Consider the following 14578-nt stretch of genomic DNA (forward strand, 5'->3'; position numbering starts at 1 on the left):
GCGCATGTTGAGTGCTCGCGGTGGAACAGAACCCGCTCACAGCCGCGGGTTTACCCTGGTGGAGATACTGGTGGTGATTGTGATCATTGCCACACTGGCGGGGATGGCCTTTCTCTCCCTGGGGAGTTCCGGTGCGCGGGTCTGGACCGGCGAGGTCCAGCGCCTTTCCGCACTGCTGCAACTGGTCGCGGATCGCGCCCTGATCGACAAGGCCCACTACGGTGTGGTCCTCGAGGCCGAGTCCTACCGCGTGGTGCGTTTTGATCCCGCCACAATGGCCTGGCAGGAACCGGATAGCGCCCTGGCCGGTGCCCGTGCAACGCGTTTTGTGGCGCATGAATTTCCCCCCAATGTGCGCCTGGAAGTCATTGCGGAGGCGGAACTCCCCGCAGTGGAGTCGACAGAATTTGCCGAGGAGGAGAGTGACGAGGCAGCGGGCGCGAGGCCCCAGTTTGTGGCCCTCTCCAACGGGGAGGTCCTGCCGGTGGAGCTGGCGGTGTACCTGGTGGAGGACGGCGATTTTGCCCGGGGGGCCACGATTTCCTACAGTAGCCTGTACGGCTTGCAGCTGGAGTGGCAGGCCGATGCATTTTAACCGCAGGTATTGTGCGCCCCAAGGTGGTTTTACCCTGGTCGAGGTACTGGTTGCTGTAGTGATCTTTGGTGTTATCGCCGCCAGCGTACTGCAGGCAACGCAGCGCAGTGTGCGCCAACAGCGCGTAATGGAAGAGCGCCTCGCCGCCAACTGGGTGGCGCAGCAGGTGCTGTCCCAGATGCGTTTACAGACCCCCTGGCCCCCGGTGGGTGAGCAGACGGAAGAGGTCACTTTTGCCCTGCGCGAATGGGCAGTGGCTGCACGGGTGGAGGACACCAACGAAGAACGCCTGCGCCATATCATTATCCAGGTGCGTCATCCCGATGGGGAAAACCCGGTCCTTACCCTGGATGCCTGGGCGGCAAGGGAGTAGCTGGTGTGACGCATTCCCCCTTATGTAAACGCCAGTCCGGCTTTACCCTGGTCGAGGTACTCGTGGTGTTGGTGCTGGTGGGCATTATCAGTGTCGGCTCCTTCGCACTGCTGGATATTTTTAACAGTACCGACCGGCTGGTAGAGCAGCGTGCCGAAGCCCTGCGCCGGTTCTCCATGGCCCTGTATCGCCTTGAGGACGACCTGCGCCAGTTGACCGCGAGACCGGTCAAAGATGCCTATAGCGGCTATGAACCGGCGCTGCGTGGGGATGAGGATGAGTTCGAGTTTACCCGGCTGGGTGCGGCAAATCTCACCGCCGAACCACGGGGTGAATTACAGCGTCTCGCCTACAGTATTGGCTATCCGGAAGCCGATGAGCGCAGTGCCTTTTCGGAGGAAGAGGACCCGGGTGCCCTGCTGCTGCGCAGCCGCTGGCAGGTTTTGGACAGAGCCCCGGACTCGGAACCGATGGTAGAGCCCCTGATGATGGGAGTGGAGAGCCTGTCACTGCGCTATTTCGATCCCGCCAGTGATGCCTGGGTTACCCAGTGGCCACCGGTGGGCTCCCCTAACTCCCCCAACAGTGCCGATATCCGCCTGCCAAAGGCCATCGAGTTTGTGCTGCTCACTCGTCAGCATGGTGAAATCCGCAGGATTTTCCCCCTGGCAACGGTCAGTGCCGCTCCTCAACCGGGTAGTCCTCCGTGAAGTGGTTCAGGAGGCGGTGGTAGTGGAAACAGGCATTAACCCAGTGCGTGCTTTTGGCCGCCAGCGGGGTGTTGCCCTGATCACGGTGCTGCTGGTGATGGTGATTGCCATTGCTGCAGTCACCCACGCCATCACCCGCGACCAGATCGCCATCACCCGCAGTGGCGCACTGCTCGCCAACACCCAGTTGGCCGAGTTCGTGGCGGGCGCCGAAGCCTGGGCCAGAGTCGCCCTGGAAAAGGACTTCGAAGAGGACAAAGCTGCGACGGATGCCGCGGACCACGCGCTGGAGGCCTGGGCTGCACCGGCGCTGCAATTCAATCCCGATAATGGGAAAATCCGTATTAATATCAAGGACTTGAATTCATGTTTTAATGTCAATACTCTGCGCGACAGCAGCAACCCCAATTCAGCTGGGTTTAAAATCTTCCAGCGGTTGGTACGCAATGTCACCGGCAAGTCGGATTTGGCCGGGGCCATCGCCGACTGGGTTGACAATGGGGACACGCCCCGTTCCACGGCCACCGAAGATGATGGCTACCTCGGACGGGAAATGGCCCACCGCACCCCGGATACCTCGATCAGTGATATCTCCGAGTTGTCTGTGGTGCAGGGAATGGAAGCGGAGGACTGGCAGAAACTGGCCCCTTTCCTCTGCGCACTGCCCAAGAGTGACACTCTGATCAATATCAACCTGGCCCCACGGGAACTGATCGAGGCGGTAGAGCCGGCGGTAAATTGGAGCAAGCTGGAGCAGTCGCGTGAATCCGGAGATATACTGCGCAGCACCGGAGACCTGCCCTTGTACAATATCCGCACAAATGCCGACCGTTTTGACGTTCACAGCCAGTACTTTATCGCCCGTATTGCTGTCCAACTGGGAGATACCGGCGATTACCGTCAGTACTGGGAGACGGCCCTGTGGCTGGATGACTCCGATGGAAAGGCCAAGGTGCTCCAGCGCCAGCGCCGGACTTTTTCCCTAGCAATGATGCAGGAGCTGCTCGACGGCGATGACACCCGAGAATGAAGAGAGTGGATAGCCCGTAAGATCGTATGTTTAAAAAGAAAAGCCTGAATGAAATCGGCACGCCTGCCACCCCGCCGGGACCCTCTCTGGTTCTGCTGCGGCTCACCGAAGACGCGAACAAAAGCCTGAAACTGTTCCAATGGCAGGATGGTGCCTGGGAGCAGGTGGCGCTCGATGCAGTTTTTATTTCAGCGTTCAACCCCGGCTATGAAGTCACAGACACTCCCGAAGCGATGGCTCCGCTGAGTATTCCCGACGGTGCAAAGGCACTACTGCTGGTGCCTGGAAACTGGGTCTGGAGCGGTGTTGAGACAATACCCAGGGCCGCGCGGCGTCAGGCCAATGCAATCGGCTATATGGTGGAGGAGCGACTGGCCGAGGAGGTGGAGAACCTGCACTTTACCTGTGTCCCCAGAGAGGGGGACCAATGCAGTATCTCTGCGGTTGGCAGGGACAAAATGGCCGCGTTGCACACACAGGTGGAGCGACTGAAATGGCCCCTGGTGGCGGCTGTGGCGGAATATCAGGTGCTGGATCTGCTCGGGGATGACCTGGTCCTGTGGCTTGAGGATGAACAGGTACATCTCTGGCAGCACAGTGGCCAGGGGTTGACACTCCGTCGAGAATACCTGCAACCACTGCTCGGCTCGATTCTGGACGACAGCGCCCCGGAGCAGGAACAGGGGGAGACCAACGGGGAGTTGGGAGAGAAGAACCTGGTGCTGCTGGGTGCCGGGGAGGATGATGGTCTAATTGTGGCTGAACTGGAATCCCTCCTCGGCGACCGTTTACAGTGCAACCACACAGCGCCGGAAGCGGTTTTCCTGCAGCGTTTTCTACCGGGCAGACTCGGCAATCTTCTGAGCGGGGAATACCAACTGTCGGGTAGTGAGGCGGAGCGTATCTGGTGGCTGAAACCGGCCAAGGTGGCCGCTTTCTGCTTTGCCGCCCAACTGCTCTTCTTTGTGGGTGCCGGCGCCTACTATCAGTGGCAGGCAGGGCAGGCTGAAAGCCAAGCCCGTGCCCTGTTCACGGAGTTGCTCCCCAATACCCGCCCCACGGCGCAACTGCGCCGACAACTCGAGGGATTGCTCAAGAATGCCGGTAACCAGGCTGGTGCCTTTTCCACGCAGATGCAGCAACTGAGCACGGTATGGACCCAGCACAGGGGTAAAGAACTCAAATTGCAGTCCCTGCGCTTTGACGGGCAGCGCGGTGAGATGGTACTACAACTGCAGGCGTCCACCCTGTCGGATCTGGATACCTTTGTCAGCAGTTTGTCCGGCAATGGCCTGCGTGCCGATCTGCTTGGGGCCAATGAACTGAAAAACGGGGTATCCGGTCGCGTGCGTTTGCGTTGATCTTTAATGCATCCGGCAAACCTTGGCTGCCGGTGGATAACCGGGTAACTTGTCGGAATACAGAACATGCTTGGCAGTAGTGCAAAATGAAAGAACAGATCCAACAGTGGCAGCAGAAATGGCGGGCACTGTCTCCCAGTGACCAGCGTGCCCTAAGCATTCTCGGCTTTTTTGCAGGCACGCTTTTTATCGTCTTTGGCCTGTTCGCCCCGGCCAAGGGTTTCTTCGATGAAGCCCGCGTCCGCGCGCAGGAATCCCGGGAGTTGGTCCGCTGGATGCAGTCTCAGCGCCCGGTACTGGAGCGTATCAAACCCGCCGGCACCGGCATCGGCACCAGGGCATCCGGCACCCTGCTGCAACGGGTGACCGGCGCTGCCAAACAGCACCAGGTCACCATCAAGCGTTTCGAGCCGGAAGGAGACAACCGCATCCGCCTGTGGATCGAGGAGGCTCGCTACCAGGATCTTCAGCCCTGGCTGAATCAGCTGATACAGGCACAACTCACTGTGCGCACCATCAATATGGATGCTCTCCCGGAACAGGGCATGGTCTCTGCGCGCTTGACTGTCGAGGGCTGATCGCAGTTTTGCACGCCACCTGCTGTCACTCGGCACGGTTCCCACAGGCCTCCAGTCCCTTCCACCTTTTTTTACTGGAAAACCATGGGTCAGTTTCCGGAGGCAGGCGCCGTGGGCAATGGCCTCATGCCAGAGGATATCGGCATAGTTATCCGGAATCGCCACCTGAAACCCTATACTGAAACCAGAAAGTGGAAAAAGGTGCCACTATGCTGTTCAAAGACGTAACCACCAGGCACTTGGTAGAGGTGGCGGATGTTGTAACCCTGTCAAACCCCTATGAATTGACGGTGGTGGGCCGCTATCTTTGGGGTGAAGAGGTGCAGGACCCCGAGGTATTCGACAAAACGGAGCTGTGTTTTCTGTCCGGCGAACCTCTGCCCAGGTGCTGGCATGACAGTCGTTACCGCGAGAAGGAAGTTCGCCGCCTGCGCTGTGGTACGGAGGCCCAGGAGAAGGACGACTGCCATCGGGAAGTGTGAATTATTGGTCATGAGTATTGGCGGCCTTGCTCGACTGTATTCTGAAAAGCCTTACCAGTGGTTTTCAAGCACTGTACAATGCGCGCCACTTTTCAGGCGGAAGTCCGCATGACATTTGAGCAGTTTGAACACTATTCTCTCTGGTTGGGGATCGGGGCACTCATCCTGTTTATGGCGTTTATCGTCTGGAGCCTGGCCAAGGACTCCAAGGCGGGCAGGTTTGGGACCTTTATTCTGTTTTTGGCGCTGGGTCTTGGGCTGCTGGGTTTTATTATAAAAACGGTACTGGTCGAAGTACTTGGAATAGGTTAAGTGACTGTTATGCCACGGTATACACAGAATTCCAGGGAAGGTTGCTATGCCTATTATTGATCGTCCTGAACTCAAGGTGCAAAAGGACCGGCGTCTCTGCCGCGCCACCGACGCGCGGATTGCAAAGTACAGCCGGCGAGGCATTATCCTTACCCTGAGCGCCTTCGTGATTGCTGCCATGATCGGTGATATGCGCCTGGAGCACCCCCAGTTGCTATTGGTCCTGGGAATTGTGCTGATGGTATTTACGGTAATGCGGGGCTGGTTTGTATTCGGTTTCGACCGCCTCTACAGTGCCGGGCCGAGCCGCTGGCGTCAGCGCTACTTCATTATCACCATTCTCGCTACCTGCTGGTGGGGACTGATACTGGTTTGCTATGTGTACCTGATGGGGTTTGCGCCTGAAACACACTTTCTCTGGCTTTACAGCGTTATCCTTTTCTCCAGTGTGTTCCCGGTCTTCTCTCCCTACCACCGGGTCTTCACCTGGATTACCGCAGGCGCCCTGTTGCCCGCTTCATTGGTGGCACTTTTTTCCGGATTATTTTTGGGCACCATTTACGGCGCCCTCACACTCACCTTTATCTGGCTTTCTGCACACCAGGCGCGGGGTCAATCGAAATACTATTGGGAAGGGCTCTCTGCCATGCAGGAACTGCAGCAGCGCGCCAGCAAACTCGCTGTGGCACGCACGCACTCCGAGGCGGCGGTGGAGCTGACCAATGAGTTTATCGCCAATATCGGCCAGGAGTTTCGCAGCCAGCTATCGGAGGCCCTGGGCGCACTGGCACTGCTGGAGGCGGAACCCCTGAACGAGCGTCAGCGCGAGTGGGTGAAACTGGCCAAGAGCGCCGGCAGCCAGCAGCTCAAACTGGTGGACAATGTGGGTTTGTTCACCCGTGTGGCGCGCAAGCATATCCGCCTGCGCGAGGGGCCATTTAATCTGGTCAAAACTTTGGAGAAATCCTTCAAGTTTGCCGCCCGCGCTGCCCATGGCCACAACCTGGAGTTCAATTTCCAGATCGACGACAACCTGCCTGTGTTGGTGACCGGGGATAACCGCAAAACCGCCCAGTTGATCCGCAACCTGGTGGACTCCGCAACTGGCATCGCCCAGCGTGGCGAGCTCTGGGGTGAAGTGAGTTTCACCCCGGTCACCGCGGCTGAGGGACAGTTGAGTATTTCCCTGATGGACGACGGACGGGGCGAGATTCTTCCTGACGAGAGTGAACTCTTCGGCGCTTTTTCCCGTGTGGATACCACCCAGGTGACCACAGGCCTGGGCCTTTCGATTGCCAAAGGCCTGGCCGAGGCCATGGGCGGCTATCTGCAGTTAAATTCAACCCCGGATGGCAACCGCTATCAGGTGGTCATCAAGTTCACGGTGGAGCCAAACCAGCGGACTTACCTCACACCGGATCGGCGTTTACAGGACGGTGATGTGCTACTGCTCCATCAAAAAGGGCTGTTTATTATTGGTCTCGCACAGATGTTTCGCTCCTTTGGCATGGAAGTGGCGTCCTGGCGCTGGTGTACCGGCTGTGAAAATGATTTATACCAGCTATTGGAACAGGCTATTGAGCGCAACCGATTGGTTGTTTTGGCGCCCGCGATGGAAGACACCCACCTGTTGGATTCGCTGACCCGTTTCTTCACAAAGGTCAGCGCCGAGCGAAAGACATGCCCTCTGGTATGCCTGATGGGCTCTGGCCAGAAGACGGCGTTTGCCCGCTTGCAAGCGGTGCTGCCGTCTGCACAGGGCCTTGGGCGCCCAGCTACCCGCAAGGAGTTACACGACACTGTGGTGGCGTGCCTGTTCGGTGGCGAGAAAAAGGCTCGCCACCGCGTTTTAGCTGGTGGTGCCGACCAGCCGCGCCAGTTTTCCCTGCTGCTGGTGGAGGAATCCCGTCCGCACCAGTGGGTGACAGAGGATATGCTGCAGGCGCTGGGCTATAAAGTGGACGTTGCTGTCAATGTCGAGGAGGCGCTGATACGCCTTTCCGACGGTTACTACGACCTGGTGCTGGTGGACTGTCAGCAGAATACGGACCACAGTGCAGAGATCATCGAGGTGCTTCGGCGCTGGGAATCAGAACACAGGCCGGACGATCGTCTGCCTATCGTCGCGCTCACCAGTACGACGGAAGAGCAGTTTGAAGGTCGTTGCCTGCTGGCTGGAATGGATGATTATCTGACCAAACCCCTCAACAAAGACCTGCTGCGTGAAACGCTGGCGCGGTGGCTCGGCAGTACCTAATCCGGCCTGCCGGATGAGATTATCCCAAGCCTAAGCGAACCGGGGTAGATGGGCAGTGCCAGTGGTGCATCCAACAAGGCCCTGATGGCCACGCAGGTCTTTGCTGTTGCGCCAGTATCAATGGGGGGCACCGATGTACCCCGGCGCCCGTTGGGGTACCGATTGGTTACAAGCCGGTTGCGGCCAACCTGCGGCAGTCGGGGTGCGTTCGTTATATACTCAATGCGTTCGTATTCGTATATGGTTTGAGGGACAACCGGAGTGCCCGGAAATATGCGGGATCTGTTCAGTTCAGTCAGTCTGCATGATGGGTCGGTGTTTGAATCTGCGTCTGTGCGACAGGTTCCCAAACTCACTGCCGATGGTATCATCTGACGGATATGCGGGAGACCCAAGCTCCATTTGGGCCGGATATATGACGGAGAAGTTTTCACCCGCCACAGGCCTTGGCAATTGCCATCTGCAAACAGTTTTTGGCCGGTTCCACCGCCCCTCCCCCTGGATAGGCACCGAATGTCGGTGGTATGAAACCCCCGACGGCGATTGCCTTGCACTGCATGCCCCCCACTTTCTGGAAGATGACCCCTCCTCCCCATTGGTATTGGTACTGCACGGATTGGAAGGGTCAGTTGCGTCGCCTTATGTCCAGGGCTTGATGGCATCTCTGCTGGAGCGTCAGTTCCAGGTTGCGGTGATGCATTTCCGCGGCTGTGGCGGGGTCCCCAACCGTTTGCCCCGTGCTTACCACAGTGGGGACAGTGAAGACCCGCGCTGGTTGGTTGGCCAATTGCAGGAAGCGTTTCCCTCCACACCCATTATGGTTGTCGGCTATTCCCTGGGTGGCAATGTGCTGCTCAAGATGCTGGGGGAGGATGGGGCCTGCAGCAGAATTGTAGCTGCGGTAGCGGTGTCTTCACCGATGGACCTGCACGCCTGCAGCCGCCGGATCAATACCGGGTTGTCGAAATTATACCAGCGCCACCTGCTGGGCTGTCTGCGGATGACCCTCAGGCAGAAGGCGGCGGATCCCGGTATGGCAGCGGCCCTGCCGAATGTGGATGACGGAGCCAGTTTCGTCAATTTCCGGCGTTTTGATCATGTGTTTACCGCGCCTCTGCACGGGTTCCGCAGTGTGGATGACTATTATACCCAGGCCTCCAGCAAGCCCCTGTTGAGAGATATTCGCGTACCGACACTGATCATCAACGCAATTGATGATCCCTTTGTATGCCCTTCGGCCATTCCCTCCCAGCGGGAGGTCAGTTCGGCGGTGCGACTTGGGGTGTCGGAGCGGGGAGGACATGTGGGTTTTGTCAGTGGCAGTCTGTGGCAACCAACCTACTGGCTCGAAGAGACGATCCCCCGCTTCCTCTGTTCGGTGATCGGGGGAAATCCCCGTGTAAGGCTGCCATAATGACTACTGGATCTACCTTGGCAAAGCTGCTGATCGGCGGGCAAATCAATGAAAACCGCCAATCTGGGCAAAGCGGGGTTTTTGCCGGTGTCTTTTGGCCCCGCAGCACCTCAGCAGCACTGGCTCCCTGACCCGGCGTCCTGAACGCCTCTGCTGCCAAATGGCATGTCGCGACCGCACCCGGGGAAGATCCCATAGTGTTGGGAAAAGTCGCCGATAAAATCAAAGTGCGGGGCCAGTCGCGTATCGGCCAGCATCCTCCAGGTATTGCCACACACGGGAAAAACCCTGCCTTTCTCGATAATATGGTGCTCGTCAAGGGTGAATTTGTCTGGGCTGGTGGCGATAGTGCCTCTGTAGATCACCGCCTGGCCATAGTCCTCGCAGTCCTTCTCGAGCTGTGCCAGCTTAAACAGGCGATAGGTGGCGGAGTAGAAGCCCACAGAGCCACAGCGCTCGGAGAGGGTGGGGTTGGTTACTGCCAGTGGGCGGCTCTCCACCAGTCGGCTATCCCGGAAGCCACTATCCTGCGCCAGGGTCAGGAAGTCATTCCAATAGAGGGCACCGCCCAGGCACTCACCAAAGAGCTCCGGATCCGAGCGCAGGGTGGCGGGTACTCGCCGGTCTGCATAGACATCAGAGAAATAAAATTCGCCCCCTTCCTTCAGCAGCCGGTACAAACCGCGCAGCACTGCGCCTTTGTCGGTGGACAGGTTCACGACGCAATTGGATACGATGACGTCGAAACTGCCGGGGGACAGGTCGAGATCCGCCAGCTGTTCGATGTACCCGTGCAGGAAAGCGACGTTGCTGTAACCGAAAGTTTCGGCGTGGTGCGCACAATAGCGCTGGGCTATGTCCAGTTGTTCATCGGTCATGTCTACGCCAACCACTTCACCGGAAGCCCCCACCAATTGCGACAGCAGGTACACATCGCGACCGGAACCACAACCCAGATCCAACACCCGACAGCCCTCCAACAAAGGCGGGCACACAAGTCCACAGCCGTAGTAGCGTGACAGAACATCCGGGTGAATGTTTGCCAGCAGCGGTTTGAGCCAGGCGGGTACGGCACTGGCATCGCAGCAGGCATCGGTTTTCAGGTCCGAGGTGCCTTTCAGTTGGCGTCCGTAGTAATCCTGTACAATTTCGTGCATCAATCCATACCTCTCCCGGAGTGATTGTATTGGGCAGCAGTGCGCCCCGGTGCGCGTCCTGATGCCCTTGCCTAGCGTCTGTAACAATCGCAGTGTTTACACGACTAACTCAGTGTGTCTGGCAAAAGGGAAAAGTTGCCTTTTGATGCCAGTTGAGGCCGTTTATTAGATAATTCTGGTTTTTTGGTTACTATCCTCAGATTCCGCATTGAGATTATGAGGGAACGTAATTGAGCGACCACCTTACCCCTGACACCTCTTCTGGATCAAGTGCGCAAGCATCCCTGCAAAGTTCACAGTTCCTTGTGGATTTACGCCAGCAGATGCTGCGATTTGCCCGCCTGCAACTGCAAGACGTCCAACTGGCGGAAGATGCTGTGCAGGAGGCTTTGATGGGGGCTTTGAAGAACTCCCGCAGCTTTAGCGGCTATTCGGCACTGAAGACCTGGGTATTTGCAATCCTTAAGAACAAGATTGCGGATATCTTGCGACAGCGCCGGCGCTTTGTCGATGCAGACCAGCTGGTACGGGGGGATAGGGAGGCGCACAATCACGATGAACTGTTTGATCAGACTGACCACTGGCAAAAGAGCGAGCGCCCGAAGAAATGGGTTGATCCCGAGTCGGCAATATATGACAAGCATTTCTGGCGAATCTTTGAAGCTTGTCTCAGCCATCTTCCCGCACGCCAGGCACAGATTTTTATGATGCGGGAGTTCATAGAACTGGAGAGCCACGAAATATGTGCTTCGGCAGAAATTTCCGTGAGCAACCTGAACGTGACACTCCATCGCGCTCGATTGCGTTTGCGCGAATGTCTTGAAGATAACTGGTTTGGCGTGGAGGGTTGAGTGTCATGAAATCGTGTCGGGAAGCCACACGGCTGATGTCTGAATCTCAGGAACGCAGCCTGAAAGTGCGTGAGCAGGCCCGGCTCGGGTTGCATTTGGCGATGTGCACACCATGCCGGAATTTTGGCAAACAATTGAAAATACTGCGTCGAATCAGTAAATCCTATGTGAAAGGCGGGCCTGAGGACACCAAAAAATAGCCTGCCTATTCAGAGCGGCTGATTCTGAAAACATCCCATTTATTCAGTTTCTACTGTACCCCGCCAATCGGAGGAGTACAGGGCCATTACAAAGCATTGGTCGAGTTGCCGGGACCGGCCCCTGCGCGCCTTGGCTACTGAAATGGAAAATGTTTGAATAGATGGTCAAGATAGCCACAAAATACGCCAATCCCACGGTGACAGACCTTCGAAATACCCTTGTTACAAAGCGCTGTAGAAGTTTTTCCCAAGTGGTGGTGAATTGATGCCTGAAAGGTGGCGGCAAAGGGTTGGTAGGCGGGTATAGCCGTGGGATTGCTGGCGGCCCACCTGGCATTTTATTCATTGAGGCTATCGGCTGATGGGGGGTTTGTTTGAGCTGTCCGGACTTGTTTGCTAGAGTCCAGCGTAAGAGTCTTATGATCTGCTGTCTTCATGTACGTTGCCCGATGGTCATTTTTGTTGGTTGCGCTTCTGGTCCTACAGACGGCGGTCTCTTTCTATGACAGTCACGAGGCCTTGCGGGCTGTTTCCAGCCACTCTTCCCTGCACCACCAGAACCCGATGGATGGATCCTCTGAGTCCTCTGTGGATCAACCGGGCAGTGCCTACATCCATGCCCAATTAGGGGGTGTGTCCACTGCCGGTGAGCCCGATCGCTCAGGGCCTCTTCTGGACTTTTGCAATCACTGTTGTCACTGCCACGGAAATGCCTTTACCGGGCTGCTGGGGCAGTCCTTTCTACCAATACGCCCTGGCGGCATTATTTATCGCGAGTTAGCACGCGTCGCTGTGCCCAGTGGTTACTTTGCACCCCTTCTGCGCCCACCTATAACCCAAGTCTGATTGCTGTATTGCTGCGCGGGAACAGAGCATCGAAAGGCCTGCTCGCGCCAACCGGGATGTGATTTGGGAGATATACATGGATTTTTTCCACGCGCTCTTTGCGGGCGTGACCTGCCGCCGAGTCGCCTGGCCGTTCGTAGTGGCCATTTTGTATTTGCCTGCGCAGGCTGTGCTTGCGCAAAAGGGGGAACTGCTGACACTGCCGGATGCGATTGCGCGGATGCTGGCGCAAAATCCGGAACTCGCCGTTTTTCCATTACAGAGAAAAAAACTGGCTGGCGACGCGCGAATGGCGGACTTGCGCCCTGCCTTCGACTTCAGGTTTGAGACAGAACGCAAGCATTTCGGCGGTGATGAACCGGATGAGGCGCCCGATCCCGAGGACGCCGCCGCAAATGAGCTGGAGCTGGTGGTGGCGTTGTCTTCAGTGGTTGAGCTGGGCGGCAAGCGCCAGATGCGTGTCGATGTGGTCAGCGCCCAGCTCGATGTGTTGATTGCCGAAGAACAGGCCAGGGCACTGGATCTGCTCGGCGAAGTGATCCGTCGCTATGCGCAGGTGCTCGCTGCCGAGGAACTGGTGGTACTCGCCAAAGAGAGGGTCTCATTTGCACGGGACACACTGAAGATTGTCAATGAGCGGGTACTTGCTGCGGCCAGTCCCGCTTCAGAGCGCATGCGCGCAGAGGCCACGCTGGCCAAAGCGGTTCTGGCCGAGCAGTCCGAGCGGAACATGCTGGTTTACCGCAAGTACGCGCTGTCTGCGCTATGGGGGCAACCGGGGCAGGCATTCGAGGTGGATGCCCGCGCGCTATACCGCTTTGCACCCGGTGCCAGCTTTGAGGAACTGTATGCCCGTGCACAGGAGAACCCGGCGATCGCCCGCTTTGCTTCCGAGGAGCGACTGCAGGCATCGCAACTGCGCCTGGTCCAGGCCAAATCCAGCCCTGATCTGGGCTGGTACGCCGGTATTCTAATCAACAGGGCGGTGGACGAAACAACGGCACTGGCGGGCTTTAACCTGCCTTTGTTTACTGCCAAACGCAACCGGGGTGCCCTGATTGGTGCCGAGGCGGAACTGGAAGCCGTGGCACTGCGTCGAAAAGCCGCGCTGTTGCAACTCTATCCACAACTTTACCTCGCCGTTACCGGCCGCAAGCAGGCCCTCGACACCGTAATCATGCTGCAGGGTTCCGTCATCCCGAGCCTTCGCCAGGCACTGGGGGAGGTGAAACGCGCCTACCGCCGCGGGCGGGATTCCTATACCGATCTGATTGCCGCGCGGGAGATGCTGCTCAATGCGGAGCGCTCTCGGATTGAGGCAGCGCGATCTGTGCTGCTGTACGGTGCGGAGATCGAACAACTGACCGCGAGGCCGCTTGGGCCTCTGGGCTTGGAAAGCCGTCAATAATTTTGGATTGAGCAATGTATAGAACAAAGAAACTCTTTCAGCGGATGCTATTGATACTCCCGCTTCTTTTTCCGGGGCTCTCGGTCGCAGGTCAGAGCCATACCTCAGAAGCAGAGCAAACCCTTTACGAAAGCCACGCTCGCGAAAAGGTGTCGCACCTCGGCGAGCGGGTTCACGGGGCGCATGAATTCCGTGAAGACCGCGTACAGATTGCGGATAAAACCGCGCGCAAAGCGGGTATCAGAACGACTCTTGCAGGCCCCGGCACCATTGAGGAGAGTATCACCTTGTACGGTAAAACCGCGATTGATCACCGCAGTATCAGCCATGTGCGTGCACGCTATCCAGGGACCCTTGTGGCCATCGAGAAAGGGCTTGGGGATTTGGTGGAAAAAGGGCAAAAGCTCGCGGCTATTGAATCCAATGACAGCCTGCAAGTTTATCCTTTAGTGGCGCCAATTCCCGGACAGGTTATCGACAAACAGGCCAGCCTCGGCGAGTTCAGCGGGGAGCGGGTGCTGTTTACCATTGCCAACTACAGCCGCCTGTGGGCGGAACTGAGGGTCTTCCCCGGGCGCCGCGGCAAGATCAGCCGCGGGCAGAAGGTGTTCATCATCGCCGGGGAGCGCACTGTGGATTCCACCATCGCCAGTCTCGCTCCAGGGGGCAACGGCCAACCTTTTGCCATAGCCCGTGCGCGGATTGAGAATCCCGACAACCTGTGGACCACCGATCTGATGGTACAGGGCCAGGTGGTGATCAGTGAAAACCGGGTTCCCCTGGTGGTGGAAAACCGCGCACTGCAACTGCTGCGCGATACTACGGTGGTGTTTGTCAAAGTCGGGGAAACCTATGAGGCTCGCCCGCTGGCCTTGGGCCGCAGCGACGGCGTTGTAACAGAGGTGCTTAGCGGCCTCACTGTGGGTGAGCGCTATGTCACAGAAAACAGCTATCTGATCAAAGCGGATCTTGAAAGGTCCGGAGCTGCGCACAGCCACTGAGTG

The 14578-nt window shown here is 57.6% G+C and carries 15 protein-coding genes; 14 read left to right on the forward strand and 1 reads right to left on the reverse strand.

Going from position 1 to position 14578, the window contains the following annotated elements; all coding sequences use genetic code 11:
* Positions 1-4 precede the first annotated feature (4 nt).
* From gspH to M8T91_RS07105, 10 genes are all read left to right on the forward strand, one after another.
* On the forward strand, positions 5-595 hold the full coding sequence (gene gspH / locus M8T91_RS07060) for a type II secretion system minor pseudopilin GspH (RefSeq protein WP_301418168.1): 591 nt from the start codon (positions 5-7) through the stop codon (positions 593-595).
* Positions 585-968 carry a type II secretion system minor pseudopilin GspI gene (gspI, locus tag M8T91_RS07065; RefSeq protein ID WP_301418170.1) on the forward strand — a complete coding sequence of 128 codons (384 nt, stop codon included), beginning with the start codon at positions 585-587 and terminating at the stop codon, positions 966-968. The genes gspH and gspI overlap by 11 nt, the downstream gene beginning before the upstream one ends.
* Before the next feature lie 5 nt (positions 969-973).
* On the forward strand, positions 974-1678 hold the full coding sequence (gene gspJ / locus M8T91_RS07070) for a type II secretion system minor pseudopilin GspJ (protein ID WP_301418172.1): 705 nt from the start codon (positions 974-976) through the stop codon (positions 1676-1678).
* Complete coding sequence (gene gspK, locus M8T91_RS07075) at positions 1647-2708, forward strand: type II secretion system minor pseudopilin GspK (protein WP_301418175.1); 1062 nt, start codon at positions 1647-1649, stop codon at positions 2706-2708. The genes gspJ and gspK overlap by 32 nt, the downstream gene beginning before the upstream one ends.
* A 26-nt stretch (positions 2709-2734) precedes the next feature.
* Entirely contained in the window at positions 2735-4069 is a 1335-nt protein-coding gene (gene gspL, locus M8T91_RS07080) for a type II secretion system protein GspL (RefSeq protein ID WP_301418177.1), read from the forward strand.
* 86 nt (positions 4070-4155) lie between these two features.
* Positions 4156-4647 carry a type II secretion system protein M gene (locus tag M8T91_RS07085; RefSeq protein ID WP_301418179.1) on the forward strand — a complete coding sequence of 164 codons (492 nt, stop codon included), beginning with the start codon at positions 4156-4158 and terminating at the stop codon, positions 4645-4647.
* Positions 4648-4856: 209 nt separating this feature from the next.
* Positions 4857-5129, forward strand: coding sequence for an acetyltransferase (locus tag M8T91_RS07090; protein ID WP_301418181.1), 273 nt, complete (start codon positions 4857-4859; stop codon positions 5127-5129).
* Positions 5130-5207: 78 nt separating this feature from the next.
* Positions 5208-5441, forward strand: coding sequence for a DUF2788 domain-containing protein (locus tag M8T91_RS07095; protein WP_371876997.1), 234 nt, complete (start codon positions 5208-5210; stop codon positions 5439-5441).
* A 46-nt stretch (positions 5442-5487) separates the two neighbouring features.
* On the forward strand, positions 5488-7698 hold the full coding sequence (locus M8T91_RS07100) for a hybrid sensor histidine kinase/response regulator (RefSeq protein WP_301418183.1): 2211 nt from the start codon (positions 5488-5490) through the stop codon (positions 7696-7698).
* Between the two features lie 415 nt (positions 7699-8113).
* A complete protein-coding gene (locus M8T91_RS07105) occupies positions 8114-9112 on the forward strand; it encodes a hydrolase (RefSeq protein WP_301418185.1) in 999 nt (332 codons plus the stop codon).
* 110 nt (positions 9113-9222) lie between these two features.
* Here M8T91_RS07105 and M8T91_RS07110 read toward each other — a convergent pair whose 3' ends face one another.
* The gene (locus tag M8T91_RS07110) at positions 9223-10269 is read right to left on the reverse strand and encodes a methyltransferase domain-containing protein (RefSeq protein ID WP_301418187.1); all 1047 of its coding nucleotides are present in this window, start codon (positions 10267-10269) and stop codon (positions 9223-9225) included.
* 230 nt (positions 10270-10499) lie between these two features.
* On the opposite strand from M8T91_RS07110, the gene M8T91_RS07115 reads away from it, so the two are divergent.
* The 4 genes from M8T91_RS07115 to M8T91_RS07130 all read left to right on the forward strand — a co-directional run bounded on the left by M8T91_RS07115 (position 10500) and on the right by M8T91_RS07130 (position 14575).
* Positions 10500-11120, forward strand: a complete 621-nt coding sequence (locus M8T91_RS07115) for an RNA polymerase factor sigma-70 (protein ID WP_301418189.1) — start codon at positions 10500-10502, stop codon at positions 11118-11120.
* Positions 11121-11155: 35 nt separating this feature from the next.
* A complete protein-coding gene (locus M8T91_RS07120; RefSeq protein ID WP_301418190.1) occupies positions 11156-11320 on the forward strand; it encodes an anti-sigma factor family protein in 165 nt (54 codons plus the stop codon).
* Between the two features lie 922 nt (positions 11321-12242).
* Positions 12243-13574: a TolC family protein gene (locus M8T91_RS07125; protein WP_301418192.1), complete on the forward strand. Its 1332-nt coding sequence runs from the start codon at positions 12243-12245 to the stop codon at positions 13572-13574.
* Between the two features lie 14 nt (positions 13575-13588).
* Positions 13589-14575 carry an efflux RND transporter periplasmic adaptor subunit gene (locus M8T91_RS07130; RefSeq protein WP_301418194.1) on the forward strand — a complete coding sequence of 329 codons (987 nt, stop codon included), beginning with the start codon at positions 13589-13591 and terminating at the stop codon, positions 14573-14575.
* The last annotated feature ends 3 nt before the right edge of the window (positions 14576-14578 follow it).

The organism is Microbulbifer sp. MI-G (genome assembly GCF_030440425.1).
Taxonomy (GTDB): domain Bacteria; phylum Pseudomonadota; class Gammaproteobacteria; order Pseudomonadales; family Cellvibrionaceae; genus Microbulbifer; species Microbulbifer spongiae.

Bases quoted from the DNA above. Each gene is read 5' to 3' on its own strand.
- gspH (WP_301418168.1), top strand. From the start codon at position 5: ATGTTGAGTGCTCGCGGTGGAACAGAACCCGCTCACAGCCGCGGGTTT.
- M8T91_RS07090 (WP_301418181.1), top strand. From the start codon at position 4,857: ATGCTGTTCAAAGACGTAACCACCAGGCACTTGGTAGAGGTGGCGGAT.
- M8T91_RS07120 (WP_301418190.1), top strand. From the start codon at position 11,156: ATGTCTGAATCTCAGGAACGCAGCCTGAAAGTGCGTGAGCAGGCCCGG.
- M8T91_RS07095 (WP_371876997.1), top strand. From the start codon at position 5,208: ATGCGCGCCACTTTTCAGGCGGAAGTCCGCATGACATTTGAGCAGTTT.
- M8T91_RS07100 (WP_301418183.1), top strand. From the start codon at position 5,488: ATGCCTATTATTGATCGTCCTGAACTCAAGGTGCAAAAGGACCGGCGT.
- M8T91_RS07085 (WP_301418179.1), top strand. From the start codon at position 4,156: ATGAAAGAACAGATCCAACAGTGGCAGCAGAAATGGCGGGCACTGTCT.
- M8T91_RS07125 (WP_301418192.1), top strand. From the start codon at position 12,243: ATGGATTTTTTCCACGCGCTCTTTGCGGGCGTGACCTGCCGCCGAGTC.
- gspL (WP_301418177.1), top strand. From the start codon at position 2,735: ATGTTTAAAAAGAAAAGCCTGAATGAAATCGGCACGCCTGCCACCCCG.
- M8T91_RS07105 (WP_301418185.1), top strand. From the start codon at position 8,114: ATGACGGAGAAGTTTTCACCCGCCACAGGCCTTGGCAATTGCCATCTG.
- gspI (WP_301418170.1), top strand. From the start codon at position 585: ATGCATTTTAACCGCAGGTATTGTGCGCCCCAAGGTGGTTTTACCCTG.
- M8T91_RS07130 (WP_301418194.1), top strand. From the start codon at position 13,589: ATGTATAGAACAAAGAAACTCTTTCAGCGGATGCTATTGATACTCCCG.
- M8T91_RS07110 (WP_301418187.1), bottom strand. From the start codon at position 10,269: ATGCACGAAATTGTACAGGATTACTACGGACGCCAACTGAAAGGCACC.